This window comes from Acidobacterium sp. S8 (genome assembly GCF_009765985.1).
Taxonomy (GTDB): domain Bacteria; phylum Acidobacteriota; class Terriglobia; order Terriglobales; family Acidobacteriaceae; genus Alloacidobacterium.
In genome coordinates, this window is record NZ_LMUM01000002.1 from 90,585 (window position 1) to 114,758 (window position 24,174).

23 protein-coding genes are annotated in these 24,174 nt (G+C 56.5%); 10 read left to right on the forward strand and 13 right to left on the reverse strand.

The annotated features are described in order from the left end of the window. The first annotated feature begins 84 nt into the window (after positions 1-84). The 4 genes from GSQ86_RS00485 (at position 85) to GSQ86_RS00500 (ending at position 6,664) form a co-directional block, all read left to right on the forward strand. Positions 85-3,480 (forward strand): carboxypeptidase regulatory-like domain-containing protein, encoded by a 3,396-nt coding sequence (locus GSQ86_RS00485; RefSeq protein WP_158747996.1) that lies wholly within the window; start codon positions 85-87, stop codon positions 3,478-3,480. Positions 3,481-3,569: 89 nt separating this feature from the next. Beyond that, positions 3,570-5,051, forward strand: coding sequence for a CehA/McbA family metallohydrolase (locus GSQ86_RS00490; RefSeq protein ID WP_158747997.1), 1,482 nt, complete (start codon positions 3,570-3,572; stop codon positions 5,049-5,051). A gap of 1 nt (position 5,052) precedes the next feature. Further along, on the forward strand, positions 5,053-6,171 hold the full coding sequence (locus GSQ86_RS00495; protein ID WP_254062039.1) for a hypothetical protein: 1,119 nt from the start codon (positions 5,053-5,055) through the stop codon (positions 6,169-6,171). A 46-nt stretch (positions 6,172-6,217) separates the two neighbouring features. Beyond that, complete coding sequence (locus GSQ86_RS00500; RefSeq protein ID WP_158747998.1) at positions 6,218-6,664, forward strand: YraN family protein; 447 nt, start codon at positions 6,218-6,220, stop codon at positions 6,662-6,664. 87 nt (positions 6,665-6,751) lie between these two features. On the opposite strand, the gene iscX is transcribed toward GSQ86_RS00500, so the two are convergent. The 9 genes from iscX to GSQ86_RS00545 form a co-directional block, all read right to left on the reverse strand. Further along, positions 6,752-6,970: a Fe-S cluster assembly protein IscX gene (gene iscX / locus GSQ86_RS00505; RefSeq protein ID WP_158747999.1), complete on the reverse strand. Its 219-nt coding sequence runs from the start codon at positions 6,968-6,970 to the stop codon at positions 6,752-6,754. Next, positions 6,970-7,404, reverse strand: a complete 435-nt coding sequence (locus tag GSQ86_RS00510; RefSeq protein ID WP_158748000.1) for a 2Fe-2S iron-sulfur cluster-binding protein — start codon at positions 7,402-7,404, stop codon at positions 6,970-6,972. The genes iscX and GSQ86_RS00510 overlap by 1 nt, the downstream gene beginning before the upstream one ends. A gap of 70 nt (positions 7,405-7,474) precedes the next feature. After that, positions 7,475-9,349: a Fe-S protein assembly chaperone HscA gene (hscA, locus tag GSQ86_RS00515; protein WP_371719871.1), complete on the reverse strand. Its 1,875-nt coding sequence runs from the start codon at positions 9,347-9,349 to the stop codon at positions 7,475-7,477. Positions 9,350-9,414: 65 nt separating this feature from the next. After that, positions 9,415-9,837, reverse strand: coding sequence for a tautomerase family protein (locus GSQ86_RS00520; RefSeq protein WP_158748002.1), 423 nt, complete (start codon positions 9,835-9,837; stop codon positions 9,415-9,417). Between the two features lie 22 nt (positions 9,838-9,859). After that, complete coding sequence (gene hscB, locus GSQ86_RS00525) at positions 9,860-10,570, reverse strand: Fe-S protein assembly co-chaperone HscB (protein ID WP_158748003.1); 711 nt, start codon at positions 10,568-10,570, stop codon at positions 9,860-9,862. Positions 10,571-10,608: 38 nt separating this feature from the next. Then, positions 10,609-10,989, reverse strand: coding sequence for an iron-sulfur cluster assembly accessory protein (locus GSQ86_RS00530; protein WP_158748004.1), 381 nt, complete (start codon positions 10,987-10,989; stop codon positions 10,609-10,611). 120 nt (positions 10,990-11,109) lie between these two features. After that, positions 11,110-11,535: a Fe-S cluster assembly scaffold IscU gene (gene iscU, locus GSQ86_RS00535; RefSeq protein ID WP_158748005.1), complete on the reverse strand. Its 426-nt coding sequence runs from the start codon at positions 11,533-11,535 to the stop codon at positions 11,110-11,112. A gap of 102 nt (positions 11,536-11,637) precedes the next feature. Beyond that, complete coding sequence (locus GSQ86_RS00540) at positions 11,638-12,897, reverse strand: IscS subfamily cysteine desulfurase (RefSeq protein ID WP_158748006.1); 1,260 nt, start codon at positions 12,895-12,897, stop codon at positions 11,638-11,640. Between the two features lie 26 nt (positions 12,898-12,923). Then, on the reverse strand, positions 12,924-13,400 hold the full coding sequence (locus tag GSQ86_RS00545) for an Rrf2 family transcriptional regulator (protein ID WP_158748007.1): 477 nt from the start codon (positions 13,398-13,400) through the stop codon (positions 12,924-12,926). A gap of 197 nt (positions 13,401-13,597) precedes the next feature. On the opposite strand from GSQ86_RS00545, the gene GSQ86_RS00550 reads away from it, so the two are divergent. Continuing rightward, on the forward strand, positions 13,598-13,789 hold the full coding sequence (locus GSQ86_RS00550; RefSeq protein WP_158748008.1) for a hypothetical protein: 192 nt from the start codon (positions 13,598-13,600) through the stop codon (positions 13,787-13,789). 175 nt (positions 13,790-13,964) lie between these two features. Here the strand turns inward: GSQ86_RS00550 and GSQ86_RS00555 are convergent, their stop codons facing one another. Then, positions 13,965-14,621: a CDP-alcohol phosphatidyltransferase family protein gene (locus GSQ86_RS00555; RefSeq protein ID WP_254062040.1), complete on the reverse strand. Its 657-nt coding sequence runs from the start codon at positions 14,619-14,621 to the stop codon at positions 13,965-13,967. A gap of 264 nt (positions 14,622-14,885) precedes the next feature. Here GSQ86_RS00555 and GSQ86_RS00560 point away from each other — a divergent pair, with 264 nt between their 5' ends. After that, the gene (locus tag GSQ86_RS00560) at positions 14,886-15,812 is read left to right on the forward strand and encodes a VOC family protein (protein WP_158748009.1); all 927 of its coding nucleotides are present in this window, start codon (positions 14,886-14,888) and stop codon (positions 15,810-15,812) included. Positions 15,813-15,921: 109 nt separating this feature from the next. Continuing rightward, positions 15,922-16,839 carry a TIM barrel protein gene (locus GSQ86_RS00565; RefSeq protein WP_254062041.1) on the forward strand — a complete coding sequence of 306 codons (918 nt, stop codon included), beginning with the start codon at positions 15,922-15,924 and terminating at the stop codon, positions 16,837-16,839. Positions 16,840-16,846: 7 nt separating this feature from the next. On the opposite strand, the gene GSQ86_RS00570 is transcribed toward GSQ86_RS00565, so the two are convergent. Genes GSQ86_RS00570 through GSQ86_RS00580 form a run of 3 tightly spaced genes read right to left on the reverse strand, consistent with a single transcriptional unit; the run spans position 16,847 to position 20,570 of the window. Continuing rightward, positions 16,847-18,484 carry a hypothetical protein gene (locus GSQ86_RS00570; RefSeq protein ID WP_158748010.1) on the reverse strand — a complete coding sequence of 546 codons (1,638 nt, stop codon included), beginning with the start codon at positions 18,482-18,484 and terminating at the stop codon, positions 16,847-16,849. A gap of 44 nt (positions 18,485-18,528) precedes the next feature. Next, a complete protein-coding gene (locus GSQ86_RS00575; protein ID WP_158748011.1) occupies positions 18,529-19,950 on the reverse strand; it encodes a hypothetical protein in 1,422 nt (473 codons plus the stop codon). After that, complete coding sequence (locus GSQ86_RS00580; protein ID WP_158748012.1) at positions 19,947-20,570, reverse strand: polysaccharide biosynthesis/export family protein; 624 nt, start codon at positions 20,568-20,570, stop codon at positions 19,947-19,949. The genes GSQ86_RS00575 and GSQ86_RS00580 overlap by 4 nt, the downstream gene beginning before the upstream one ends. A 358-nt stretch (positions 20,571-20,928) precedes the next feature. On the opposite strand from GSQ86_RS00580, the gene GSQ86_RS00585 reads away from it, so the two are divergent. From GSQ86_RS00585 to pyk, 3 genes are read left to right on the forward strand one after another with little or no spacing between them, the layout of a single operon-like run. Continuing rightward, positions 20,929-21,402 (forward strand): thioredoxin family protein, encoded by a 474-nt coding sequence (locus tag GSQ86_RS00585; RefSeq protein WP_158748013.1) that lies wholly within the window; start codon positions 20,929-20,931, stop codon positions 21,400-21,402. A 48-nt stretch (positions 21,403-21,450) separates the two neighbouring features. Beyond that, complete coding sequence (locus GSQ86_RS00590; protein ID WP_158748014.1) at positions 21,451-22,347, forward strand: YihY/virulence factor BrkB family protein; 897 nt, start codon at positions 21,451-21,453, stop codon at positions 22,345-22,347. A 44-nt stretch (positions 22,348-22,391) separates the two neighbouring features. Next, complete coding sequence (gene pyk / locus GSQ86_RS00595; protein WP_158748015.1) at positions 22,392-23,951, forward strand: pyruvate kinase; 1,560 nt, start codon at positions 22,392-22,394, stop codon at positions 23,949-23,951. The last annotated feature ends 223 nt before the right edge of the window (positions 23,952-24,174 follow it).

The window sequence follows — 24,174 nt, forward strand, 5'->3', positions numbered from 1 at the left end:
TTAGTTACGTCCTTATATCTACCCAGAGTTTGTGAGTGTCTTCTCGACGCGCTGTGCAAACCATACCTTTTTGATGAGGCCATTATGAAGAACTCTATCCCCCGGGCATGGTACCGTTACACCCTGCTCGTTGCTGCGGTTTTCTTCCTCAGCATTTCCCTTCTCGCTCAGGTCAATACGGCCAGTCTTTCCGGCCTTGTCACCGACCCGAGTGGCGCTGCCATTCCAAACGTAACCGTGAGAGCTACAAATCCAACAACCGGCTACGCCCGCGATGTCGTAACCGACAATTCCGGCTACTACACCTTTCAGAACCTGCCCATCGGCGAGTATTCCGTTCACGTGGAATCGCCGGGCTTCAGCACGACAGAAGAAAAAGTAACTCTGAATGTTGCAGAAAAGAGCAGGCGTGATTTCTCGCTCCAGGTCGGCTCCGCGCAGCAGACTGTTGAAGTGCAGGCGCAAAGCACCGGTCTTTCGCCCGATGACGCATCCATCGGAACCGTCGTCGATTCCCGCACTATCGAGCAGACCCCGCTCTATCTGCGCAACTGGGATGACCTGCTTCGCACCGTGCCCGGCGTGCAGATCAGCCGCTTCACCCAGCAGAGCGGCTCCACCTCTGCGGGACGTACTGGCGACTTCAACGTCAATGGCATCCATTCGCTGCAAAATAACTTTATCCTCGACGGCATCGACAACAACACTTTTTCGGAAAACGTGCAGGAATTGAGCACCGAATCCGCGCACCCCTCCGTGGACGTCATCGCCGAGTTCAACATCATCACCAATCCCTACTCAGCGGAATATGGCCGCGCGCCCGGCGCTGCCGTCTCGGTCAACACCAAGAGCGGCAACAACCAGTTCCACGGTCTCGCGTATGAATACGTCCGGAATCAGTATTTCGACGCCACCGACTTCATCACCAAGCAGCACAACCAGCCTAAAGCCGAAAATAACCAGAACCAGTTTGGCGGCAGCTTCGGCGGACCCGTCATCAAGAACAAGCTCTTCGGTTACTTCAATTACGAAGGCACCCGCATCAAGCAGGGCGTAAACCGTACCTCAACCGTGCCGCTCGACAACGAGCGCATCGGCGATTTCAGCCCCGCGACCAGCGCGCGTGTTGGCATCAAGTATCCAACCATCTACGATCCGCAGACGGGCCAGCCCTTTCCTAATAATCAAGTTCCGGCCGGACGCATCGACCCAGTTGTCGCCAGTCTCATCGCGCTCTTTCCCGAGCCGAATGTTGCTTCCAACGGTTCCTTTGCGGAGACCAACAACTACTTCCGCACCGGCGGCGTGGAGGATAACAACGACAGCTATAACGGCCGCGTCGATTGGACGCCTTCACAGAACAACAACGTCTTTGTCCGCTACAACTACTCCAACCGCTTCCGCTTCATTCCCGGCTACTTTGGCGGACTCGCCGACGGCAGCAGCACTTCAGCCTGGGGTCGTCAATATCTGAAGAACCACAGCCTCGTCATCGGCTGGACACACATCTTCAGCCCCAGCCTCGTCAATGACTTCCGCTTCGGCTGGGTTCGCAACTACTCCTTCGCCGAGCAGGATCCATTCGCGCTCACGCAATATGCAGGCGACTTTGTTCCCGGCATCCCCATCAATCCCGCAGTTGGCGGCGGCGTACCGCTTACTACCTTTGGCGGCTCCATTGGGTCCTTCATCGGTTCGCCCGACTTCCTGCCCAAGCAGCAGGTACCGCAGCAGTTCCAGTACAATGACACGCTCTCGCTCACGCACGGACGGCAAACCTACAAAATCGGTGCCTCGCTCTATGCGCCTATGCGCAATCTTTTCCAGGATGAGCCTGGTATGCGCGGCGATCTGACCTTCACCGGCATCTTCACCTGCCAGCGCAATTCATCCAGCCAGTGCGTTTCGAACACCGGCTTCCCTTATGCTGACGGATTGCTTGGCATGGTGCAAAGCAATCAGCTCACCAATGTCCACTTCGTCGATCAGCGTCTCTGGATGGCCTCCGGCTTCTTTGAAGATGACTGGAAAGCCACGCCGAAGCTCACACTCAACCTCGGCATCCGTTATGACTTTGCCACACCAGCCCTCAACGGTAAGGACCAGATGGCCAATTTCGATCCTGACTCTGGCTCGCTGGTCTTCGCTCGTTCCGGCGGTTTGGAGTCACGCGCACTGGTCAACACCAACTACAAGAACTTCGGCCCGCGCATCGGCTTCGCCTACTCGCCTGACCAGAAGACTGTTGTGCGCGGCGGATATGGAATCTACTACACAGTGCTTGAGCGCTACGGCAGCGAAGATCAGCTCTCGCTCAATCCGCCATTCCTCATCAACAAAACACAGTCTGCCGCATCCACCTCGACCACACCGGTCATGATCGCGCAGCAGGGCTTCCCATCCAACTACCTCGATCCTTCCACGATCGATCTCAACAACCTCACCGCATTTCACATCCGCTCTTTGAACCCCAACGACCCAACACCTTATGTCCAGCAGTGGAGTCTCGGCATTCAGCGCGCCATCGGCAACTCCTGGACTGCGGAAGTGGACTATGTCGGCACCAAGTCCACCCATCTCGACCTCATCCGTAACTACAACCAGCCCATGATCTCCGGCAACACTGTCGAGTCGACAACCGATCCCAATACCGGAAAGACCATCCCAGTCATTCCTTACTCCAACTTCGGCTTGATCGAATACACCGACCCGATCGGCTACGGCAACTATAACGGCCTGCAGGCCAGCCTCAAGCGTCGTTTCCAGAACGGCTTGAGCGTCCAGGCAGCCTACACCTATTCACACAGCCTCGACAACGCACCGGAAGAGCTCGAAACCAACTCCGGTGACGCCCCCAACGGACGCAATCCCGGCGCGTGGTATGGCAACAGCGACTTCGACATACGTAACCGCGTCGCCGTCAGCTATGTCTACGAGCTGCCCTTTGGCCACGGCAAGCCCATGCTGAACAGCGGACCTATGGCGTGGATCTTCGGAGACTTCCATACCTCCGGCGTCTACACCTTCTACTCCGGTCACCCGTTCACGGTGAATGCTGGCAGCACGCTGGCCAGCGCGCTCGATCCTTACGGATACGCGGTCGCCACGCCGTTCCTCATCGGCAAGCCCCATATGGTCGGCGATCCTTCCTGCTGGTACTACACCTCGGAAAATAGCGCATGTAAAACACTCGAGTCGAACCTGACCGATGCCTACCTGGCCCCGCCATCCGGCCAGTTCGGCAACAGCGGCCGCAACACCCTCATCGGTCCCCGCACCAACGTCTTCGATGCGGCCCTCATGCGTGAGATTCCCATCGAGCGCGTCAACATCGAGGCCCGCTGGGAAGTCTTCAACGTAACCAACACGCCGGAGTTCGGTCAGCCCGGCAACAACATCACCAGCAGCTCGGCGGGCAGCATCACTACGCTCTCCGGCGATCCGCGCGTCATGCAATTCGCATTGCGCATATCCTTCTAGCTGTAGCAACCTTGGGGTGCCCCATCCTTTCGCGCCTTTTTGCGAAAGGATGGGATCCCGATTCCTTGCACAAGCGATAATGATCCCTGATGCTGAAGCGTAAATTTTGCCGTCTCCTCGCTTACCTGCCGCTATTGTTCCCAGCTTCAAACCTCCTCTCACAATCCAAGCCCGACATCGTTCTTAAGGGCACCGTCCGCGGCAGCCAGAACAACTCATATGTCGAAGCGCCTTTCACCGTGCCCGAAGGAATTGCATCCATCACAGTTACATTTAGCTATACGGAGAAAGATCAGCACACCGCTCTCGATCTCGGCCTCTTCGATCCGGAGCGCTTTCGCGGCTGGAGCGGCGGCAATAAAAACCACTTTACTCTCAGCACCACCAATGCCACCCCGTCGTATCTTCCCGGCCCGCTTCCAGCCGGTCAATGGAAACTGATCATTGGCGTTCCGAACATTCGCGCGTCTGTAAATTCCAATTACGAAGCCGACATCTTCTTCACCCGCGACAATAACAACGCATCCTTTGCTGATGCTACGCTGCGCACCGGCCCGGCATGGTATCGCGGCGATCTGCACATGCACACTGCGCACAGCGATGGCAGCTGCCTGAGCCAGAGCGGCAAAAAAGTTCCCTGCCCCGTCTTCCTCACCGCAGAAACGGCATCGGAACGTGGCCTCGACTTCATCGCCGTCACCGATCACAACACCACCTCGCACTACGACGATCTCCGTGAGTTGCAGCCCTACTTCGACAAGCTTCTCTTTATTCCCGGCCGCGAAGTCACCACCTTCTGGGGACACGCCAATCTCTTCGGCCCGACGGACTTCGTCGACTTCCGCGTAGGCACTACGATTCCATCCATGCAGGCGCTCTTTGAAGAAGCGCATCGCATGCACGCCATTCTCTCCATCAATCATCCCAACGCGCCGACAGGCGAAATCTGCATGGGCTGCGGCTGGACGCCAAAAGAAGCCATCGACCCGCATCTCATCACCACCATTGAAGCCGTCAACGGCGGCGGGGAAGAAGGTAAATATTCAGGCATCAGCTTCTGGGAAAAATATTTGAGCCAGGGTTACCGCATCGTCGCCATTGGCGGTAGCGATAACCACAATGCACTGATTCCAGCAGGAACAAGAAGCGCCATCGGCAGCCCTACCACCGTCATCTATGCAAATGATCTCTCAGTGGACTCCATCCTCGACGGCATCCGCAAAGGCCACGTCTTCATTGACCTCAGCGCCTCGCGCGACCGAGAGTTCGATATATCAGCCGAAGACGGCAATCGGAAAGCGATGATGGGCGACACGCTGCAAGCTCCCGACGGCTCGAGCATCCGCATCTCCGCGCGTGTCGCCGCATGCAGCGGGAATCAGCTGCGTTTCCTTCTCGATGGCCAGCCAGTCGCGTCGTTCAATTCCACAATCACGCAAGCCGATCAAACCCTTGCGCTCACATTGCCGGCCGATGGCAAACAACACTGGCTCCGCCCCGACATCGTCACGCCGGAAGGCAAACTGGTCCTGCTCGGCAACCCGATCTATCTCAACTATCAGGAAAAATAAAATGAGAAATAACGCTATCGCTCTGCAAGAGAAAAGCCACGCTATCGTTCTGAGCATGAAAAATAAGTTTGCCATCCTGTGCGAAGCGCGCAGCGCGCAATCGAAGGACCTGCATTTTCTCTCAATAACCGCAGCTCTTCTATTTGCCACACTTCTCATCACCCCGACACTCATAGCCCAAAATGCAGCTCACCCCGGCGCGCGCAGTGTCATGGACGCGCATAATTGCTATCCCTACTATGAGTGGTGGTCCGACCGCATCGACCGCGCTCTCTCCGCTGGTACACCACTCGCCATAGAGCAGGACCTCGCTTGGTATACCGACAAGAAAACCGGCAAGTCATGGTCGATCGTCACCCATAGCGCCGAAGGATCAGGCCATGAGCCGACGATGAAGCAGTATTTCTTCGAGCGCGTCCGGCCCATCATCGAACAGGCATTGCGTGACGGCAACCACGGCAACTGGCCGCTCATTACCCTCAACCTTGACTTCAAAACGGAGGAGCCAGACCATCTCCGCGCTGTCCTTGCATTGCTGAATGAATACCGCGATTGGCTTACCACCGCACCGCGCACCGCGAGCGATGCACCGCAAGCTCTCGACGTGAAACCGATCCTCGTACTTACCGGAGAATCTGACGCGCAACAAAAAGTCTTCTACGACGATGTCCCGGTTGGCAGCAAGCTCCTCGTCTTCGGCGCGGTACATACCAGCGAAAAAGATCCCATGGCCTCGCCCGAAGTTCTCGAACCATCGCGTGCCTCAAACTACCGCCGCTGGTGGAACAATCCCTGGGCCGTCGTCGAAGCTGGCGGACAGAATAAGGCCGGCGAGTGGACGAAGGAAGATAACCTGCGCCTCCGCTCACTCGTGGAACACGCGCATCAGAACGATCTCTGGATTCGCTTCTACACCCTCGACGGCGTCGACAACAAACAAGACCTGAGCTGCCACGGCTGGTTTTCAGGCTACAACTTCGGCTCGCTCACAGCAGCAGAAGCGCGCTGGCGCGCCGCTCTCGCCGCAGGCGTCGATTACATCGCCAGCGACCAGTACGAAGCCCTCAGCCAATTCGTCAAAGAAAACCAAAGTGTAGTCAAAGCTTCCGGCACCCGCTAAATCAAGTGCATAGGCTGCGTCCTCGCGGGCGAAAATGGATGCAGCCATGCCCCTTCTCGAATCAGCTCGCCTCCGAGTCTTCGAAGCTTTTGTTGAAAAAGCGGTCTGCAGCAGACCGCAAGAAGCAGCCCACCTGGCCACAGGCCGTCGCGGAGAGCTTGCCGCTTTCTTCTATCTCCGCCGCCACGGATACATCGTCGTAGCCCGCGGCTGGCGATCCGCTCGCCTGCGCGGCGACATCGATCTCATTGCGTGGGAAGGCGACACTCTCTGCTTCATCGAAGTAAAGACACGCACTACGCGCGAAGTAGCGACAGCCGAGGCCGCCGTCGATGAAGATAAGCGCCGAATCCTGCGTCGCCTTGCTGGTGCCTACATGCGTCAGTTACCAAACCGGGAGACACCCGCGCGCTTTGACATTCTCTCGATCTATTTTGAAAAAGAAAAAGCCGCGGAATTTGAATTATTCCGCGGCGCCTTCGACTGGTCTTAAATCAGATCTACTGTAAGCCGTCATTCTGAGGAACACAGCGACGAAGAATTCCTGTGATGCTGCGTCACGTAGTTCGCCTTTACTGAATTACCCCTGAGCGTCCTTGAACTCCTCATACCAGGCCATCTGAATCGCTTCCAGCTTTGACTCATTCGACTTCGCCGGATCATCTGCAAAGCCATCCAGTTCCGTGACGTACTTCAACAAATCAGTAAACCGCACTGTCAGCGGATCGAGCTCCGGAAACTTCTCTTGCAGCTGAATCCCAATCTCTTCAGCATCCGACCAAAGAATTTCGCGCGCCATTACTTCTCCTCCGCCAGAGCAAGTGGCTTGCCTTCGGAAACATAGTTCCGGTTCCACTTGGGAATCTCGACTACGTACGAACCCGGCCTGGTAATTACCGCCTGGCATCCGAGGCGCGAATTCAACTGCAGATCGGCAGCCATATCTAACCGATCCAGCTCATCGTCGTCGGCTTCGTTCAATCCCTCTTTGCCGTCCTTGATCCACAGATGGCAGGTCGTACATGCGCAAACTCCACCGCACGCGTGATCGAGAAAAATTTCATAATTCTCGGCCACATCGAGAAACGACATCGGCTGACCGTGATGGTCATACGGCATCGTGCCGAACTCAAATTCAACCGTCCTGCCCTCAGGCTGAAACGTCACTCGCACCATATTTGGCGCGGGCGGCTTACTCAAATCAATTTCCTGCTCTGTCTTCACGTCACTCATAAATGTTTATCCAAAATCCTGGGTGCCCCATCCTTTCGCGTTTTTGCGAAAGGGGTGGGATCGCATTCCACTAATCCTTGCTGATCTCCGCGGGCGCAAACGGATGCGGCGCCGTCGGTCCTTCACCCAGCTTATCGCCTGCCGAGTCCATCGTCTCGCCTTTAATCGCACTCGAAACCGCTGCGTCCATCATCAGCTCCGCGAACCGTCGCGTCGCCTTGTCCAGAGCCTCGGTGCCCGCACGCAGAGCCTTCAAATCATCGCCCTGCTTAAGCACAAAGAGCTCGTCTTTCAACAATGCAATCTGTCCACGCTCTTCGTCCGTCAACTGCTGCCACGCCGCGTTGCTCGGAGCCTTGTCGACCGCAGCCAGAATCGTGTCCGCTTCGTTGCGCGCTTCAATCAACTGCCGCTCCGCAAAGTCGGCCTCGGCGTTGTCGAACGAGTCGAGAATCATTGTCTCGACCTGCTCATCGGTCAATCCATACGTCGGCTTCACTTCGATTTCAGCTTCTTTACCCGAGCGCTGTTCGCGCGCCGAGACATGCAGAATTCCATTCGCATCGATCAGGAACTTCACCTCGATGCGCGGCAGCCCGGCGCTCATCGGTGGAATGCCTTTCAAGTCGAACCGCGCCAGCGACCGGCAATCCTTCGCCATTTCGCGCTCGCCCTGTACCACGTGAATCGCAACATTCGTCTGCCCATCGACGCCGGTCGTAAAGTGCTCCGTCGCCGAAGCCGGAATCGTCGAGTTGCGCTGGATAATCTTCGCCACTACTCCGCCCAGCGCTTCAATGCCGAGCGAAAGCGGAGTTACATCGAGCAGCAGCATATCTTCCGTCGCCTTGGAGCCGCCACCAAGAATATTCGCCTGCACCGCCGCACCCAGCGCTACTACCTCATCCGGATTCAGCTCTGTATGCGGCTTCTTCCCGCGTGCATGCAGATGAAAAACATCGTCGGTGAGTTGGCTCACAGAAGGTATCCGCGTCGATCCACCAACGAGCACAACTTCGTCAATCTGCTCCGGCGTCACGCCTGCATCTTTCAGCGCCTGCTTGCAGGGTTCAATCGTGCGATCGATTACCGGCTTGATGATCTGCTCGAAAGCCTCGCGCGGCAGTTCACGCTGATACCTTTCACCCGTAGGTAAATCTACGCTGATTCGCACCAGCGGCTCCGATGACAGAGCAATCTTCGCCGCAATCACTTCCTTGCGAATCGCCTGCACTGTCTCCGGACTGGTACGAACATCGATGCCAAGCTCGCCCTGAATATCATCAATCGCAATCGCAATCAGAAGGTTGTCGATGTCATCGCCGCCCAGATGCGTATCGCCATTCGTGGCAATGACCTCGAAAATCCCTTCATGCAGCTTCAGAATCGAAATATCAAAGGTGCCGCCGCCGAGATCGTAAACCGCAACGATGCCTTCCTTCTTGCGATCGAGCCCATATGCCAGCGCCGCCGCTGTCGGCTCATTGACGAGACGCAGCACTTCCAGCCCAGCCATGCGGCCCGCATCTTTCGTTGCTTGCCGCTGCGCATCGTTGAAATACGCAGGCACAGTGATGACAGCCTTCGTAACCGGTGCACCGAAGTACCGCTCAGCATTTTTCTTCAACTGCCGCAGTACGTAAGCCGAAATCTCAGGCGGAGTAAATTCTTCGCTGCCCAGCTTGATGCGCAGCACTTCGCCGGCCTGCAGATCATCCGCGAGGTGAAAAGGAAAGAGCTTCAACTCTTCGCGCACATCGTCTACGCCGCGCCCCATCAGCCGCTTCGCCGAATAGATTACGCGCTCCGGCGTCTCCACCAGGTACTGCCGCGCGCCATTGCCAACAACAAACTTTCGGGGGCCATCATTTGCCAGCGCAACTACCGAGGGCACAAGATTCAATCCATCTTCGCCGGGAATCACCACCGGCTGCTCGCCCTGCATAAACGCGACAAGCGAATTCGTCGTGCCTAAATCGATTCCAACAATGCGTTCGTCTTTGTTTTCGCTCACGACGCTGCACCAACCTTCTGCGCTCCCGCAGGAGGATTCAAAATGTATTGCGCCTCGCCCTTGCCAAAAGACCAGTCGGCCAGATCATTCTCCGAGAGCACCACCATCACGTTATCCGGAGATATCTCCGCGCGCTCCTCGAAGAGCCGTGCAATTTCGCGGTATAGTGCCTGCTTGACCTCGGTCGCGCGTCCGCGCCGCAGCGTGATGTGCACCAGCGCAAAATCATCCGTGCGCTGCACTCTCATAAAGCTCGGGTCCACGACCAGCTCGCCTTCAGCATGCGGCGTCAGCACAACAAAAAAATCATTCTCAGGAATGGAGATTGCGGCACGCATCGCGTCATAAGCAGCCTGCGGCAGCTTCTTGCGCTTCTCCGCCGCCATTTTGTCCGAAACTGAAATCCTAACCAGGGGCATCTCGTCCTTTCACCCAACGCTCTCACGCGCCTAATGCTTCATTTACATCGCGCACCAGATTCCGCACATACCTCCGGCGGTCGAGCAGCGCTACCATCTTGTTCTTCGCGTCCGCCTGCGATGCCTCATCGTCAGCATCCACAGCCGCGTCCCACTTCACCCACAACTTTTGCAGGTCAGAATCCGACTCCGCCAGCTGCCCTTCGAACTGCGTCTTCGCCTTTTCCAGATCACCGCGAAGCTGCGGATCGTCCTCGCCCATCTTCTGGTTCATCCGCATTTCTTCGAGCTGCATGTTTAGCTCGAAGACTTCTTCCAGCAGATCGGGCGGCATGCGCGATTCTTTCTTCGCGCCATTCTCGGATGCCCGGTCCTGTTCAATCTCCACACCCTCAAGCTTCAGCAAATACTCCGTGCGCGGAATCGCATTCTTCAACGTGCGATAGGCATCGTTCAAGAGCGAAGTCTGCTCCAGGCTCCACTGCTGCTCCCGTTCGCTCGCCCTCGCGTACACATCGGGATGCAGCTTACGGCTCAGCTTATAGAACGCTCGCTCCAGCGTCGACGTATCGAGCGCCAGCTTTCTCGGCAGCCCAAACACGTCGAAGTACGTAACATCAGCCGTCGGAGCCTGCACCTTGCCGCACGCAACGCAGAAGGGCGCGCCCGCAGCCAGTGCAGAGCCGCACGACCAGCAGGCCGCGCTCACGGATTGTTGCTCAGAAATTGGCATGTAAAAGTTTGAAGCCGCTCCAAAGAGCGGCTCTCATATCAGGAAAACGACGAACCACAGCCACAGGACTTCGTCGAGTTCGGATTGATGAAGTTGAAGCCCTGCCGCATCAGTGTCTCTTCATAATCCAGAACCATTCCATGCAGATAGATAAACGACTTCGGATCGACAAAAACACGTACATCGTCGAACTGGTACACGCGGTCCCGCTCTCGCGGCTGCGTATCGAAGCGAATGTTGTACGACAAGCCCGAGCAGCCGCCGCCCTGCACGCCCAGGCGCAGTCCGCCTTCGACGGGCGAAATGCCTTCCTTCGCCATCGCCACGCGGATGCGCTTAATTGCACGCTCCGTTACCTGCACGCCCTTTTGATTCGGCGCCAGGTTTTCGGCATTCAGAACTGTCAGCTCAGCACTCATCACTCTATCCAGTTACCATTGAAACGGGTGCCCCATCTTCGCGCCCGGCTTTTGGGCGCTAAGGTGGGGGTCGCATACTTCGTCCCACCGCCGCCCGCGACGGTTAAGACTACGATTCAGTTACTGTGCCGCTACTGTCTGAGCAGCTTCTGCCGTCTCGGCGACGCCATTCTTCTTCTTCCAGTCGCCAATTGCCGCGCGAATCGCATCCTCAGCCAGCACCGAGCAGTGAATCTTCACTGGAGGAAGCGAGAGCTCCTTCACAATGTCGGTGTTCTTGATCTCGAGCGCCTCAGAAACCGTCTTGCCCTTTACCCACTCGGTAGTAAGCGAGGACGAAGCAATCGCCGAACCGCAGCCGAAGGTCTTGAACTTGGCTTCTTCGATCACCTGCGTCTCCGGATTCACCTTGATCTGCAGGCGCATCACATCGCCACATTCCGGCGCGCCGACAAGTCCTGTGCCCACTTCCTGGCTGCTCTTGTCCATCTGTCCAACATTGCGCGGATTGTTGTAGTGGTCAATTACCTTATCGCTGTAAGCCATTATGTTCTCCTCTGATCCTGCTACTAAAACTCTGTTTCCCCGATCGAAACCGGGTGCCCCATGTTCGTCCACGAAGCAGACTAACGTGGGGTAGTTCGCACCTTAGTGCGCCGCCCACTGGATCTTCGTCAGGTCGATGCCTTCCTTCACCATCTCATACAGTGGCGACAACTCGCGCAACTTCTGCACGATATCGATCACCTTGTCGGACACATAATCCACTTCAGTCTCGGTGTTGAAGCGTCCCAACCCGAATCGAATCGAACTGTGTGCCACATCGTCGCCCAGTCCCAGAGCCTTCAATACATAAGATGGCTCAAGTGTCGCAGAGGTGCATGCCGAACCGCTCGAAACTGCAACATCGTTGATGCCCATCAGCAGCGATTCGCCCTCAACGTATACAAAACTCATGTTCAGGTTGCCCGGCAACCGGTGCTCCCAAGAGCCATTTACGTGAATGTAGTCGAGATGCGATTCGAGCTTCTTCTTCAGCTTGTCGCGCAGTCCGGAAAGGTATTTCGCCTCTTCCGCCATCTCCGCGCCGGCCAGCTGGCAGGCCTTGCCCAGTCCGACAATGCCCGGAACATTCAGCGTTCCCGACCGCATACCGCGCTCATGGCCGCCGCCGTTGATTTGCTCGGAAATCTGCACGCGCGGATTGCGACGGCGTACATAGAGCGCGCCGACACCCTTGGGTCCATAAATCTTGTGTCCGGAAAGCGACAACACATCAATGTTCATCGCGTTTACGTCGACCGGAACCTTGCCTACCGCCTGAACCGCGTCGGTGTGGAAGATCACGCCCTTTTCGCGGCAGAGCTTGCCAATCTCAGCCACCGGCTGAATCACGCCGATCTCGTTATTGGCGAACATGATCGACACCAGAATCGTCTTGTCGTCGATCGCCCGCTTCAGATCTTCAAGATCGATCAGCCCATCCGCCTTCACCGGCAGATAGGTCACACGGAAACCGGCCTTCTCCATCCGCTTACAGGTATCGAGCACTGCCTTGTGCTCCGTCACCTGCGTAATGATGTGATTGCCGCGCTCGCGATACATCTCGCCGATGCCCTTGATGGCAAGGTTGTTCGACTCAGTCGCCCCCGAGGTAAAAATAATCTCTTTCGCCGACGCGCCGATAAGCTTCGCAATCTGTTCGCGCGCAGTCTCTACGGCCTTCTCAGCTTCCCACCCAAAGGAGTGGTTGCGGCTCGCCGCATTCCCGAATATGCCAGTCAGATACGGCATCATTGCTTCCAACACCCGGGGATCGAGCGGCGTCGTCGCATGGTTGTCCATGTAAATCGGCAGCTTTACGCCTGCCGGCACGCTGATGTTTCCTGCTTCCACTACGCTGCTCATGTTTCTTTCTCCTAAAATCCTGCCGCTTATGTCGCCTGCAAAATCTTTTCGCCCGAAGTGGCGCGAATCGTTATCAGCTCGCGCACCGTCCGGCTCCGCCCCTCTTCCACCAGGTCGGAAATGTGAATGTTTTTCAGAACACTCGAAATCGTCTCATTTACACGGGCTAAGGGTTCTTTGATGGTGCAGCTGTTCGTCAGGTCGCAGTTTCCTTCATGCGTAAAGCACGAGGTAATGAACAGCGGCCCATCGATCGCAAAAATCACCTCAAAGGCCGATATCTTTCGCGGATCCTTCAGCAGCGAATAGCCGCCGTTCATCCCCGCATGCGACTTCACAATGCCCACCTTCGCCAGTCGCTGCAATATCTTGGCCAGCAGCTGCGCGGGAATGTGATACGCCTCGGCAATGTCCTTCGCGCTCAAAGCAGTCGCTTCCGGATGCTCCGCGATGTACTTCAGAGCCATCAGGCCATAATCCGCTTTTTTAGTAAGCCTCAGCATTTATCCATATTAGGGCAGTCCTACGCCCCACCTTACAAAACTTATACAAATCAAGTATACGACCGCTGGAGTCCGAATTCAAATCACCGTTGCCCTGATTCCATCTTTCCGGGAACTGCGGAAAATCGCGCCTCGTACTTTTTCCTGTAAGTTTTAATTCTTTCGCATTTGACATCAAACGCAACCCGGATACAATCTTGCCGATATCACCTGAATTTCCGACCCAGACACATCTCATGAATACGCCCTGCAAACACCCCAAGGTCCGCGTCGTAGCACGCGAAGAGGACGTGGAATACGTCGAATGCCTCGATTGCGGAGAAGTCTTCGACTCCAACGAATTCCAGGACATGGCCATCGAGGAGAGCGTCACCGACGAAGAAGAGTAGCAATCTCTATTTTCAGAAAAATCGTCATCCCCAAGGGTAATGCGAAGCAAGCTGAAGAGCCGCCGGGCTTCTCGAACTGAACGTGTGCCTTGGGTGTCCCCATCCTTTCGCCGCCCCGTTGCGAAAGGGCGGGAATGATCTACGTTCCCACTCTGAGCCGAACGAAGGGGCGAAATTAGCTGGCCGCTGCAGCTCCCGGCAAGCTCATCCGGCGCGCCACCTGCCACGCATAGTGGAACCCGGAGATCACTGTCAGCGCTACCGTGGCATTCAGCGACCAGTGCCGCACCCACAGCACCCACGCAGGCGCGTAGAAGCGGCTCAGCAGCGTCGTTACCAGTGCAAGGATCTGGAACAGCGTATTGCCCTTTCCGAAGATGCTGGGCCGGAAATCCCGCATACCCATGCCCGCATAAAGAATCGCCGCTACTACCATAATCCCCAAATCGCGCCCGAAGACCAGTACCGTCACTCGCCGTGAAATCAATCCCATATGGTGCAGCACCAGGAACAGCGTACTTAGCAGCAGCTTGTCGGCCACCGGATCGAGATATTGTCCCAGCCTGGTCCGCTGATGCAGCAACCGCGCCAGCAGCCCATCCAGCCCGTCAGTGATGCCGGCAATCACGAAGAGCGTAAACGCCGTCCGGTAATGACCATCGAGCACCGCCAGCACCAGGAAAGGAATGATGCACAGACGCAGAAAAGTCAGCTGATTCGGAGTGGCTCGAAAGGCGTTCATCGATACGCTGGCACGCTTGTGAACATAAATCTCAATCGCAAGAAGACTTGATGTTACAGGACTGCGAATCTGAAAACCAGACGTACGCACAGCGATGTGGCTCCAAGCAGTGTCATAGCGATACACCTCCAATCGCTGTCATTCTGAGCAACCGAAGAATCCAGGCAATATTTCATGTGGCAGTATGGAACAAAGTTTCCTGCGAGAAACTTGTTAGGTGAATTCTCCCGAGGGAACCTCGATGGATTCTTCGCTGCGCTCAGAATGACGTCGCTTTTCCCAGCCTGTGCCGTTCGCCACTTAGACCTTACTCCTTATTCCTTACTTCGCATTCGCGGAGTATCTTGGTTAGCGATGAAATACGCCTTGGGTTTTCTCGTCCTCGCCAGTTCAATCGCTTTAGCTCAGTCATCGCCGTCGCGCCCACCCATCACCGGAATCTCGCATATCGCCGTCTATGCAGCCGACGCCTCTGCCGCCCAGCACTACTACGTCGACATCGTTGGCTGCGAAAAAGGTCCCGACCCCGAGAATCCGCAGGGCGCCCGCTACTACGTCAACAGCACGCAGTTCGTGGAAGTCCTGCCGCTCGCAGACAAGTCTTCTCACAACCGCCTCGCCCACCTCGCCTACAAAACCGCGAACGCTGAAAAACTGCGCCTCTACCTCAAATCGAAGAGCGTCGAAGTTCCCGCATCGGTCGAAAAAGCCGGCGACGGCAGCCGCTGGTTCAATGTGAAAGATCCTGAAGGCAACACGGTGCAGTTCGTCCAGCCGCCTGCCCATCCTAAGGTAGTGAACGGAGCCAAGCTCGCCGGACATCACATCATCCACGTCGGCATGCTCGTCCGCGACCGCGAAAAAGAAGACACCTTCTATCGCGCGATCCTCGACTTCAAGCCCTACTGGTACGGCGGCATGAAGCCCGACAAGATCGACTGGGTCTCCCAGCAAACGCCCGAGAGTCACGACTGGCTTGAGTACATGCTCACTAGTGGTCCCTCCGGTGGCGGAATCCAGGATGTCTCGCAAAAGCAGCTCGGCGTCTTGAATCACTTCTCCATCGGCGTCGTAAACATGCAGCAAACCTACGACACGTTGAAAGCTGCCAACCGCCTATCCAGCCCCAACGACCACACCCAGATCGGCAAAGACGGCAAGTGGCAGCTCAACCTCTTCGACCCCGACGGCACGCGTCTCGAATATATGGAATTTTCCAACGTGCAGAAGCCGTGCTGCTCCGACTTCACCGCCCCTAACCCGTCGCCATCAGAAAGATAAGTTCTTGGACTACGCAAAAACCAAGGTGCCCCATCCTTTCGCGCACTTGCGAAAGGGTGGGATACGAATCAAAACTCGCACACCCAACACAAAAACTGGCAACTCGTAAATGAAATCGAGTACATTAACCCTCGACCCCATGCCAAACCGCAGAACATTCCTGAAATCGAGCCTCGCCGCCGCCGTCGCAGCAACCCCGCTTTCCGCCGCCTCCCTAAATGGCCAGATATCCGGAAATGTGTCCGGGACGCCAGCACCCACTCCGCGCAAAAACCGCATCCACCAGTCCGTCTCCCGCTGGTGCTACAAAGACATCCCACTCGACCAGCTCTGCCAGGCCTCCGCCCAGATGGGCCTCGTCGGCATCGACCTGCTCGAAATCAGCGAATGGAATGTCCCCGCCCGTTACGGCCTCATCTGCACGATGGGCTATTGCGGCGGAGGCACCATCCCCGACGCACTCAACCGCACCGAAAACCACGACGCTATCGAAGCCGCCTTCCGCAAGAACATCCCTCTCGCCGCCAAGGCCAAGGTTCCCAACGTCATCACTTTTTCCGGAAACCGCCGCGGCATGTCCGACGACGAGGGCGCTAAGAACACCATCATCGGCCTCAACCGCGTGAAGAAAATCGCTGAAGACAACGGCGTCACCATCAATCTGGAATTGCTGAACAGCAAGCGCAATCATCACGACTACATGGCCGACCACACAGCCTGGGGCGTGCGCGTTATGAGCGAGGTCAACTCACCCCACGTCAAGCTGCTCTACGACATCTACCATATGCAAATCATGGAAGGTGACCTCATTGCCACCATCAGCGAGAACATCCAATGGCTCGGCCACTTCCATACCGGAGGCGTACCCGGCCGCCACGAGCTCGACGATACGCAGGAAGTCCAGTGGGATGCCGTTATGCGAGGCATCGTCGCCACGAAATTCAATGGCTATGTAGCTCACGAATTCGTGCCTACCCGTGATCCATTAACCTCACTCCGGCAGGCTGTGGATCTCTGCGACGTCTAGCGGAGAGCTAGAGGTTGATGTCCATGCTGTTAGCCATATGCGTGATGATCTGGCTGAGCTTCGGCTTCATCTTTTCCGGAGCCACAGGCATAGCCAGATTCATTTCCTCGATGGCGGTCTCAAAATTACCGTCCGTGAGAGCCATCCGCGCCTTTTCCAGGTGTGCGGTCCAGCTGTTCGGGTTTTGCCTGATCTTTTCACGCATCAATTGCAGGTCTTCGTAGTGGGTTTTCTGAGATTCAGCGCTGCGATACGTCAGCCCCTCGTCTCGCACTGCAAACACCTCATCCCGTATTGCCTGGACCTCCTCAGCGCGCCCGATGGGAGTCCTGGCAATGTTTCTCCTTAACGCTCTGGACCACTCGGCATCATCCTGCATGAGGCCATCGCTGTACGGGGTCGCCACCTTTCCCGGAAACTCCGGTTGGCTGGTGAGCTCTTCACGTTCTGGTTGACTCTGTTCCGGAGGCTCCGCGGCCCGGCTTCGATCTTCTGTGCTTTTTGTCTTGTCAACCATCCGATATCGCCAGATCGACCCTGCCAGATACAAAAGTCCGCAGAACACACCGGCCACAGCCCACGGCCACAACGACCCGTTCTTTCCCGAAACCGCCGCATGAACCAGCGAAAACGGGCTACTTGCCTTCGGTTCATCCAACGCGGGCAAAGCTGCCTTCTCTCCGCCCGGCACAGCCTCCCGCGGCGAATCCTGACCATTCCTCAGCGCCTCGTGCCTTCTCTCATTTGCGATAGCCTCCACCAGGCTCTCCCGCTCCCGGCGCAGCCGGTCTGCCTCTCCGTTCCCGACACCTACAGCCTTTTGCGGAGACGTAGCCTGCTGCGTTTCTGCGACACCTGGGCGCAGCGCGGCTAATTGCCGCTGTATCTCGGCAATATTCTCCTTTTCCGTATCCACTTCGGGATATTCATCGGTGTAACGGGTGCGCAGATCATCTAGCCTCTTCTCTGCCACCGCAAGCTGCGATTCGAGCGCATGCCGCTGCTCGATGTTCGCGCTCGACGGATGCACGGGAGCTTCCGTCTTCTGCGGCACGCGTGCCTGCAACTGTTCAGCGTTCAGGGCTGAGAGCTTCTGGTCCACCGCGGCCATCTGCGCCTCTAAATCGCGTACATCGCGAGAGGGCCGGAAATGATGCCGTTTGTTTGCGGCAGCGGTCGCCGCTCCAGCCGGGGGAATCGACGGTGCGGCTTCGGTTTTCACTTGGGGTCTCCAGGCCAACAATAGATTCGCTGCGGCATTCGCTACCGCCGCCGAAAGTTTCTGGTCGCCGCCAGGATATCTCACCTGCAGAACATTAGCCGACGGTTCCTCCAGCTCCAGCCGCAATCGAACTTCCTCCGCATGGTCCGCCGCCCCCGCTTGTGCCGCAAGCTCCCGCAGCGCATCGTCGTTCAGAATCGAACGGGCAAACACGACCGCAGGCTCTCTCGCCTGCATGATTTCCGGCTCGACCTGAGGCGCAACAGCTCCGTCGAATGACAGAACCGCCGTCGCCGCCGCCTGATCGCGATTTCGTGACCAGATAGAAAATCCGCTTCCTATAACAACTGCAATACCTGCAGCGACAAGTTTCTGCCCAAAAGGTACGGCACGAAGTCCCCTGCGAATGCTCTTCTCGTGCATAACTCCCTCGATGTTCGTCGAAGTAGATAAGCAGATGAAAAAGTCTATCGAAGTGAAGCACGCGTCGTGGTGGTATCTGTGGTCCGCCCCGGGGTCCACCACAACGTGAAAACAGCTATCGTCCGGTCGTTTGTCGGCGTGCCTGCGACCTTGTAGTGACGAATTTCGATCTCTTGAGAAAAGCCCAGTCCCATCCGATAATGCAGGCTCCCATCCGCAAATGCGCCATGGTAGGACTGCTTCGTTACCGGATCGACACCTTGAATTCCATTTACGCTCGCGCGAATGTCGGCAACGCGATGAAAGGAGTGGCGAACTCCCGCCGCCCCTGTTCCCAGAAATACAGTATGTTCCAGAATACCGTCACTTAAACCCCGCCCACCGGACAAATAAAGGTCAGTAAATTGCGTCATTTTTACGTAAATTGCTGCCGTTCCCGTAAACTGTACGCGCTTTCCGCACGATGAGCCTGCCCCGTTCACTCCGCCCGAAATATTCAGGTTGGCGCGCGTACCCCAGGCATCGAGCCATCGAACCCCTGCACCGCCAATACTACAGTCCAGCGGACCTGTCTGGTGCTCCCCATTGCCATAAAGGCCAATTCCCGTAGTAGGAGTCAGCGCATGCAGATACTCCACCCGGGCCCGGGCCGTCTGCACAAAAAAATCGTCCGCGTTGTACTGCGTATAGGTGTGCGTCCCGCTGAAGTCCCAGTATGATCGCCGCGAATCCTCGTAACGAAGCTTTCCGCCTTCTTCGCCAGTCGTCACCCTGCCGGAATGCAGCCCGTACACGACCGTCTCCGCTGCGGGCACGCCTGAGTCGCCCACCTGCCGGAAATCGAGCGGAGCCACCACCCTGGCCGCATCCGTTCCATATGTACTCGTCGCACTGCCCTGCCATGTCCACCGGGGATTGAATTCGCCCGTTGCGCGTATCGCGGCGCGATTCAGGCCAACCAGATAATCCCCACCACCAACCTGGAAATCGGCGAGGCCTCCACCGTCTTCCGCCATAAACTGCCAGCGGCGGCGTTCGATAATGCCAGCCGCCGCACCCAATCCACCATAAGCCTTGCCCGGACCAGCATTAGGAAAGCTGAATCCGCTCAATCCGCCCAGTGTCATCTTGAACGTGGAAGGCGCATACTTCGGCAGTTCCACCGGCTGGTCGCTGCCTGGCTGCAGTCCCGAAACAATGGCGGCCGTATTCCATCGCTCGACCGTGCGGATATTTGCCCAGCAAGGAAACTCCGGCGTTCCCTGTTGCAAAGCTACGGATAAAGAATCGCCGCAACTGTTCAACGGTTCGGTGCTGGTCGTGCGCGGGTTGTCGCTGTTTGCCCTGTGGATTGCGTATGTGTGGCTCTCTCCACTGTCATCGGAGTGTTGCGCGGCCGCCTGCATCACCACACCGCTGATCAAAATCAAGGGCCAAAGAAGCAGGCCCTCCCTCTGAAATCTCATGGCACCACCACTGTGTCTCCGGGCGCCAGCTCCACGTTCTGCTGCGGGGCTTGCCCCTTCAGAACTTTCTCGTAATTCACGTTCTCCCGCGTCTTGTTGGCCGAACGCAGGACATACACTTGCTTCTGCTTTGCGAAATCCGTCAACCCGCCTGCACGCGCCACCAGCTGCACAACATTCATCGAGTCCATCAGCGGATAAGCGCCCGGCCGCTGCACTTCGCCGGTGATGTACACCATCCGGCTATGAATTTCCTGCACGGTGACCGTGACCCGCGGCTTATGCACATATTTCAACAGCCGTTCCGTCAGGTTCTGTTGCGCCGCTTCCGGTGTGAGACCGGCTACGTCGATCTCAGCCACCAGCGGCATCGAAATCTTGCCGTCAGGTCTTACAACTGCCGTCTCAGTAAACTGCGGCTCATCCCATACGGTGATATGCAAAACATCGCCTACCCCGATCTTGTAAGCCGAAGAAACTGGCACGACTGTTTTCACATCGCCGTCTGTGCTGCCTTTATCCGGACCCGCCTGCCCCGACTGAGCACAGCAATACTGCGCCACGGCGATCCATACGATCGCGAAGAGAATTACACCGCTTCCGCGCGAAAATAATCGCATGCTGAACGTTGTATGCTATGTCGATGGATTTTGGATGTGGGGTATTACCACAAATCTTTTACAGGTTTGGAATTGATTACCTTAGCTCTCACAAGCTGTTACTGAAGTGACCAATTGGGAGATTGCGGGATTGCCATCTACCAAACGCCTCTCATCCGTTGCGTAACGAATGAAAGCCTGTCAAGACTTTTCTTTCAATCATCTCATAAGCCGCATACAATGAGCTCTTTACAAGAGCGATGACTCCCAGAGAATTATGCCTTTTCCTGATATCCTGAACGGTGTACGGCAAAGATTTAAGTCGTCATCAAACGCCCGCGCATCATAAAACTGCAAAGTATTTCTGGAAGAATCCCTTATGAACGCAAAACGTAGTTTCGTGCTCGCTGCTTTATTGACGATTGCCGCTATCGCCGCGCAGGCGCAGACCCGCAACATCTACTCTGATACCGCCGATGCGCATCATGACGTTGCGCAGGCGCTGATCACAGCCCAGCACGAACACAAACGCGTCATTCTCGACTTTGGAGGAAACTGGTGCGGCGACTGCCAGGTGCTTGATATCTATCTCCATCAGGAGCCCAATCTCGATCTCCTCGAGAACAACTTCATTCTCGTTCACGTCAACATCGGTCGCTACGACCGCAATACTGACGTCGCAGAAAAATATCATGTGCCACTCAAAAAGGGCGTACCGGGATTGGCAGTCATCAACGCGCACGGCAAGTTGCTTTACAGCCAGGAAAATGGCGAATTTGAGGCGATGCGCAAAATGGATCCCGCCTCGGTCACGGAATTCCTGAATAAGTGGAAGCCCGCAAAGCGAGCCTGAGATTCTCTCATTTCCACACGAGCGTGACTTCATTTAGTCTCGACACGTATGCTGTTGTCCCTCTGGACAAGTCTTCGCCGCGCTGCATGGAGTTCCTTTCTCCACAACGCCTTCACCACCGGAAAGGCAGCGGCCTACTCTGGGATTCTGAGCCTCTTTCCCGCGATTCTTGTCGGCACTACGGTGCTGGCGCTCAGCCCTGAAATAGATACTCTGAACGATATTCGCTCAGCCTTCTACGACATTCTGCCGCCAGACACCATGGGCCTCGTGCAGAACTACTTCCAGATGAACCACGCGCGCTCCGTGCGGCTGATCTGGTCAGCGACTATCGTTGCCATCTTCGCCGCATCCGGCTTCATGCTCTCCATCATGGAAGGCTTCCGCCGCGCCTATCGCCTGCCCCGCGGCACCTGGAACTTCTGGCGCGAGCGCGCCGTTGCCTTCGGCCTGATTCCGATCACGCTGCTGCCGATGCTCTTCGCCACTCTGCTCATTGTCTTCGGTCACCAGATTGAGCGCTGGATGATCGAGAACTCCGATCACAGCTTTCGCCTGTACGTGCTCTTCTTCTGGCGCATGGTTCGCTGGATCATCGCCATGCTCACCAGCGTCGCCGTTCTCTCGGTGATCTACCACTTCGGCACGCCAAAAACACAGGACTGGCGGCGCGTCGTTCCCGGCGCAATTCTGGCAACGATCACCTGGTTTCTCATCACCATGCTGTATGGACTCTACGTCACCCGCTTCGCCGATTATTCCGTGGTCTACGGTTCCCTCGGCGCAGCTGTAGCTACCCTGGTGTGGCTCTACATGGTTTCCATTAGCATCCTCATCGGCGCCGAATTCAACGCGCAGATGTTCCCGCTCCACGACGATTTGTCTCCTCTCTCCGCAGACGATGAAGAAAATGCTTTGAGCAGCCGCAAAGCACAAGCAGTCTGACAGGTTAAAATAGGGCTGGAATCACGAAAATATTTGGGGGATGGATGAACTTTACGGTTGACGGCTCCGGCCAGGATCGCCGCGCCAAGATCGTAGGCACGCTTGGGCCTGCGTCTAGCAATGAAACAACTTTTCGAGAACTGGTTCGCGCCGGGCTCGATGTTGCAAGACTGAATTTCTCTCACGGCACTCAGCCGGAAAAGCTCAAGCTGATTGAAATGGTCCGCAAGGTCGCAGCGGCGGAAAAGAAACCAATCTGTATTTTGGGTGATCTGCAAGGTCCCAAAATCCGAACAGGCCACCTGAAGAATCGCATCCCGGTACAACTGAAAGCGGGCCAGCGCCTTACCATCACACCCCGCGACATCCCCGGCACCAGCGCCCTCATCAGCACCACCTTCCCAACACTCGCTGAAAACCTCGAATCCGGAGCACGCATCCTGCTCTCCGATGGACTCATTGAGCTCCGCGTAGTAGCTGTAAAGGGCGAAGATGTCGAATGCGATGTCATCAACGGTGGTCAGCTCGGTGAGCATAAGGGCATCAACCTGCCCGGCATCCCTGTCCGCGTGCCTTCGCTCACGGAAAAAGATGAGAAGGACCTCGAATTCGCCATCAAGGCTGGAGTCGATGCCATCGCCGTCTCTTTTGTACGCACTGCTGAAGACGTGCGCTTAGTAAAAGACCGCATCCGGCAACTCGGAGCCGACACCTGGGTCGTAGCCAAGCTTGAAAAGCCGCAGGCCATCGATAACCTCGAAAGCATTCTCGAGGTCACAGACGGCGTCATGGTCGCTCGTGGCGATCTCGGCGTAGAAATGCCGCCCGAGAAGGTCCCGGCCATCCAGAAGCACGTCATCCGGCGCGCTGCTGCGCACCGCAAGCCAGTGATTACGGCAACGCAGATGCTCGAATCGATGATCGAGAATCCGCGCCCCACGCGCGCTGAAGCCAGCGATGTCGCCAACGCCGTCTATGACGGAACCGATGCCGTTATGTTGTCGGCAGAAAGCGCTGCGGGTAAATATCCGGTCGAGGCGGTAAAGATGATGGCCAAGATCGTCATCGAAACCGAGTCTCAGCAACAGGAAGCTTCAATCCACAATGGTCAGCCGCGTCATATCCGGCTCTCCATTGCGGAAACCATCTGCGAATCGATGGCTCACGCGGCTGAAGATCTCGACCTGGCGGCCATTGCCGTATTCACTGAGACAGGAGCAACTGCACGGCAGCTCTCGAAGTACCACCCAAAGCCGCCCATTTACGCGCTCTCCAGCATCGACTCTGTCATTAATCGCATGACGCTGCTCTGGGGCGTCCACCCCGTCAAGTGCGCCAAGGCCCACACCGCCGAGGAAATGGTGGATATGGCGGAGGACATCCTGGAAAACGGCGGATACGCTCACCCACAGGATGTCGTCGGCATCGTTGCCGGAACCCGCACCAAGTCCGGCTCGACGAACTTCCTGCGCCTGCATGTTCTCGGCGATCGCCTGGCCGCTCTTCCCGAAGCCGCGGGCACGTCCGCGAAGAAAGCCGTTAAGACAAAGCCGAAGAAGGCAGCCGCAAAGACCACAACGAAGAGCAAAACGAAAAAACGCTAGCCCGGCGTTGGATCATTGTTCCTGTTGCTGATAGATCACCGTCATTCTGACGACCATAGGGAGGAAGAATCTCAAACTAAGCTGGCTTGAGATTCTTCCCCTTCGTTCCTCAGGGTCAGAATGACATTCCTCTCATGAGCATGGCGGTCCGAATCCATTTTCGGACCGCCATCCTTTTTGCACACACAGCATCGGTTTCGCACCTGCCGCAACCTGCTAAGGT